Source organism: Chromohalobacter sp. 296-RDG (genome assembly GCF_029889885.1).
GTDB lineage: Bacteria > Pseudomonadota > Gammaproteobacteria > Pseudomonadales > Halomonadaceae > Chromohalobacter.
In genome coordinates, this window is record NZ_JARANY010000108.1 from 1 (window position 1) to 4,791 (window position 4,791).

A 4,791-nucleotide genomic window follows, 5' to 3' on the forward strand; every position below is an offset into this window, starting at 1 on the left:
TCGTCCATTACCATGAGGCTGCCGTGGTCTGCCACCCTGGCAATCCTGCCGGCAAGCTTCCCACCCTGGAGGACCATCATAAAACCGCCTGGCAGCTGTTCAGCGGCGGTGACGATTATCCTGGGCAGGCCCGACCGTTCATCTTTCGTGCCGAGCCCCTGGGAAACAACCAGTGCCTGTTCCTGGTCCGCTCAGCGGAGCCTTTCGAGAACGCCAGGCCGTGTCAGCTTGTGCTGGAAGAAGGTGCCGAGCTGGCACTGGAATGGGTCATGGTCCCTACGGTCAGCACCCGGCTGGGCCCACAGGGCGAAAGGCTTCCGCGTAGCCGACGTGTCGTCGCTCCCCAAGAGCGCTGGCGTGAGGTGGCACAGGCCCGAATCGAACGCCATGGCTTCCGGGTGCAGGAAGATACCCTCAAGGCACTCCCCCTCGGGCAGGTCAAGCATCACCGCCATCGCGCCGGACAGGCCGAATTGATGATGGGCTCCGCCAAACTGGTGGTGTCCAACCCCCTCAGCGCGGCATCGGCTTGGCTGGATGGCGTCGCGAAGATGCGCGCCTATGGCATGGGCATGCTGTGTCGAGTAAGGTAATGCGGCTGTCTTTGCAGCGCCCCTACTCCCCGCCGTGCGGGGGTGATCGGGAACATCAAATATCAGTGATCAACACCACTGTTTCCCCGCCCTTGCGGGGGTTTAGAAGAACACAGGGGTGCCGGTGAAAAATCCCATCGCAACCTACCTTGCTGAGTGCCTGCCTCAGCGAGCAGGCTTTCGCCAAAACTCGGTTCAGATCGCCTATGCCGAAGCCATCGGCGAGGCCCTGGTCGATCCGGCTAAAATCCACTTTATCGAAGGCGATGCCGGTATCGGCAAGTCGCTGGCGTACCAGCTGGCCCTGGCCGACTGGGTCGCGCGTGGAAAAGGCAAGGGCCGCCGGGGCATCATTTCCACCTACTCACGCAGCCTGCAACGCCAACTGCTGCAGCCCGCCAATCTGGACATCATTCGTGATTACCTGCGCTGGCAGGGGCTCCCCCAGTTGCGCGTCGGTTTGCGCATGGGCAAGCAGAACTATGTGTGTCCCCAGCGCTTGGCGCTGCATCTCGGCGGGGTATCGCTACGCCACATAGCCCGTGATCCTCAACGGCCCAGCCAGGAACGCCAACTGGCGCAATGGGCGTTGGAAAGCGAAGGCTGCCTGCTGGATATCGACCCGGCGTTATTGCCCGATGGCCTCCGTCTGGCGGACATCGCGCTAACCCATGACGACCCCATGCCGGAAGCTCTGCAGGCGCATATCGAGGCCACCCAGTCGTGTGATCTGCTGGTGATCAACCATGCCCTGCTGGTCGTCGACCTGATCACGCGCGGCAACATCACTCAGGCTCAAGCCCCGCACGCGCTGCTGCTCGATGAAGCCGAGCATTATCCCGATGTGGCCGAGGAGATCCTCTCCAACCGCATCTCGGTGCAAGCCACCGGCTATCTGCTGCGTCAGATGAAGATCCGGTCCTGCTGGCCGGTATGGGAGGCGCTGCTGGAATCGCTCACCGCTCCCGGCCGGGCCGGCAGTGCCCATGCGTTGAACGAGCGAGAAAGCACCCTGATCGGCCAGGGCATCCAGAAATTGCTCAGAGCCAAGCCCCGCCAGTCCAACCATGACGGCGACACCTGGCGGGAATGGCGACGCGTGCGCAGCGCCGCCGAGCAGATCGCCGCCCGCCTGAGGGAGGCCCACCAGCACCTGGCCTTGGACTACTCGCCAATCAAGGGGCTACCCGGCATCGTGGCGCACTCCAGCACCGCCGCCAGAAGCCTGAAGACCGGAATTGCAAATCGCGTAACGCTGCTGACCTCCGCGACCCTCTCGGACATGCATCACTCGCCAGGGGCTGAACCCAGCTTCCGCTATATGCGCTCACGGCTACAAATGCCCGTGGGATACAAGCGCTACGGCCTGCAGCGGGCATTTCAGGCGACGCGCTTCGGCCGGTTGCGATTCCGCATGCCCCATGGGCTTCCTCATCCGCTACGGCAATGTGACGACGGCACCTACATGCTTTCATCGCGTTATGCCGAACGGGCCGTCCCCCATATCACCGCCGTGCCAGGGCGCACCCTGGTGCTGTGTGCCAGCTATGCCGATGTGCGCGTTCTCCGCGACGCCTGGCCAGCGTCGAGCCGTGACCGACTGGTCACACACTCGCCGGGCGCCCACCTGAACGAACTCGCCAATAACCTGGAGCAAGACGCCATTCTGCTCACGCCGGCCGGTTGGGAGGGGTTATCGCCTGAGCGGCAAGGCGACCGAACCTTCTGGCAGCATGTGGTGATCCTGCGCAACCCTCGCCCATTACCCAGCCAGGTGGAACGGTTGTTACTGGAACAGCGGCTATGCCGCTCGGGCATGAGCCAGGAAAACGCCGCGCGTACCGCCGCTGGCCTGCTCAACCGCAAGGAAACCGTGCGTACACTGCACAAACTGCGCCAAGGGTTGGGGCGGGCTATTCGTCATCCGGAAGATGTCGCCACTCTCACCCTGCTCGACCCGCGTATCCCCCGGCCCTCCGGCAACCCGACAGAAGCCGGCATCCGCCTGATACCCAAGCTGCTGAGTGCCATCCCGACACGTTTCATGGCGGCTTATCGTCAGGCTGATGAAAGTAGCGCTGCAACCGATGGCAGCGATGAGGCTGAGCCCGCCTCACGGCTCAAGGCACTGCTCTAGCGCCACTCCCCTATGCCCATGCCCTGGCCGTTTTGGGCCCGTGATTAAGCGCGCCACCAAAAATTTCGCCTTCCACCCTAAAGCTTCCCGGCAATCTTCCGATAAATGAGTAACGGCACATGATTGCCGTTAAGGCAGGCTCCACGGAATGTACGGTCCTTCTCCGGCATCCGATCCTGGGGGGCCGGTTAACGACACTTAGGAGATCGCAACAATGTCAGTGATCAATACCAACATCACGGCCATGATCGGCCAGCAGAACCTGAACCAGTCACAGAACGCGCTGTCGACCTCCATGGAGCGTCTTTCCTCGGGGTTGAAGATCAATAGCGCCGCCGACGACGCCGCCGGCCAAGCCATCGCCAACCGCATGTCGAGCCAGATCAACGGTCTCAGTCAGGCACAGAGCAACGCCAACGACGGTATTTCTGTCGCCCAAACTACCGAAGGCGCCCTCAACCAGGTCAACGACAACCTGCAGCGTGTGCGTGAGCTGACCGTTCAGGCCCAGAACGGAACAAATAGTGAAACTGACTTATCATCTATCCAAGATGAAATTGGCCAACGCCTTTCAGAAATTGACCGAATTTCGGAAGAAACCAGCTTCAATGGGGTAGATGTCCTGGCTAGTGACGAAAAGCTCTCGATTCAGGTAGGCTCAGAAGATGGGCAAGAAATAGACATAAATCTTAAAAAGACTGATGTAGCAGAACTCTCCTTGACAGGCTTTGACCCTAGTCAACAGGCAAAGCCAGAAACAGGAGATACAGTTGCCATCAACTCCACACTGGGGGAGATATATGAGCTTAAAAACTCTGATGGCACCGATAGCGGGACATACGCAGCTAAGGATAGTGATGGCAATCTCGTTGCAGTAACAGACGGCGGCGGCAACGCAGAAGATGGCTCAAACTGGAGTGCTACTACTTACACTGATGAAAGTGGCATCTCACAAGACGCTACCGTCGTTTTAGATGATGCTGGCAATGCCACTGTAGGTGCTACCGCTGAAGACGGAGAATTTTATGAAGTTAGTGATAGTGATGATTGGAGTGGTGGTACCGCACCCACTGGACCTGTCACGACTCAGGATGGCGCTCTAGCACAGATAGACAGTGCTATTGAACAAGTGGATAGCCAAAGGTCTGAACTCGGTGCGCTACAGAATCGCTTCGATTCTGCCATTACCAACCTGAGCACCACCGAGACCAACATCACCTCCGCTCGCTCACGCATCGAAGATGCCGACTACGCGGATGAAGTCTCCAACATGACCAAGAACCAGATCCTGCAGCAAGCCGGTACTTCTGTTCTGTCCCAGGCTAACCAGTTGCCGCAGAACGCCCTGTCACTGCTGGGTTAATGAGTTAGTCGATAAGGCTGAAGTGGAAAATAACGACGGGGCCGCAAGGCCCCGTTTTAACAACTTCGAGGAGGTTTCTTATGGACGCATACACACTTAAAAAGCATAAAGAAACTGGAGAACTGCACCTTTTTAAAGGAGTTATGCAGCCAAATAAAGCAGACTACCCATGCACGTCAAATAAAGTTTCAATCTGCGAAGAAATGAACAAAAGTGATTCTGAATCAAATAAATTCACATGCTGTGATGAGTCTGAGGCTAGGAAGAAGTGCGCTGAATTTGGAAGGTCTGTATGTGGGACATGCGTCAGCCATCTGTATGAAACTTACTGATCCATATTCTTAGTGGAGTGTTAAAAACTCTGCGTCAGCCTGGACATCATAAGGCAATGTAGTCGTCCAGTCACTCGGGGAAATGGATGGCGATCTGAGGCAGTGTCAGGCTCCAATTCTTCAAGGTATTTGTCCAGCACTCCGGTGCTTTGAGTATACCGACATAGCACAATTGGTAGCGAAGAACGCTCTGACACTACTGGGGTAGTTAGCGGTACACAACATACGGGGCCCATGCGGTCGTCGTTTTTATACATTAAGGAGTAATTCAGGAAATGGCATGCTCTATTTGCGGATCAGGCAGTCACACAGCAAAGAATTGCCCGAGGCCACAGCGGTGTTCACATTGTGGCGGAGCAGGTCATA

4 protein-coding genes are annotated in these 4,791 nt (G+C 57.6%); all 4 read left to right on the forward strand.

Going from position 1 to position 4,791, the window contains the following annotated elements; translation table 11 throughout:
• On the forward strand, positions 1-593 hold a 593-nt coding region (locus tag OP495_RS16545; RefSeq protein ID WP_280570816.1), incomplete at its 5' end, for a type I-E CRISPR-associated protein Cas6/Cse3/CasE.
• 124 nt (positions 594-717) lie between these two features.
• Positions 718-2,730 (forward strand): helicase C-terminal domain-containing protein, encoded by a 2,013-nt coding sequence (locus OP495_RS16550; protein ID WP_280564534.1) that lies wholly within the window; start codon positions 718-720, stop codon positions 2,728-2,730.
• Positions 2,731-2,944: 214 nt separating this feature from the next.
• On the forward strand, positions 2,945-4,093 hold the full coding sequence (locus tag OP495_RS16555; protein WP_280564532.1) for a FliC/FljB family flagellin: 1,149 nt from the start codon (positions 2,945-2,947) through the stop codon (positions 4,091-4,093).
• Between the two features lie 80 nt (positions 4,094-4,173).
• Complete coding sequence (locus tag OP495_RS16560; RefSeq protein WP_280564530.1) at positions 4,174-4,425, forward strand: hypothetical protein; 252 nt, start codon at positions 4,174-4,176, stop codon at positions 4,423-4,425.
• The last annotated feature ends 366 nt before the right edge of the window (positions 4,426-4,791 follow it).